A 247-nucleotide genomic window follows, 5' to 3' on the forward strand; every position below is an offset into this window, starting at 1 on the left:
GGTTTAAAGGTAACAGTTAATCTAGACAGATTAAAAATGTATGAAACAGAAGTTAATAACAACTTAGTTTCAATACGTGTATCGGATAACCCATTAACCGGTTCAGTAACTGAAGATGAAGCCGTTCTGACAGGTGATGTGAGTGGAAACTACATTAACCGCATCCAATCTATTGATTTTAGACGTGGTGAGAAAGGTGAGGCAAAGGTACTTGTATTTTTACAAGACACTCAAGCTGCTATAGAGG

1 protein-coding gene is annotated in these 247 nt (G+C 37.2%); it reads left to right on the top strand.

The features are described 5' to 3' along the window. On the top strand, nucleotides 1-247 hold a 247-nt coding region (locus SB756_RS33595), incomplete at both ends, for a hypothetical protein (protein WP_410913702.1).

It is taken from the genome of Pseudomonas sp. SIMBA_068 (assembly GCF_046534705.1).
Lineage (GTDB): Bacteria > Pseudomonadota > Gammaproteobacteria > Pseudomonadales > Pseudomonadaceae > Aquipseudomonas > Aquipseudomonas putida.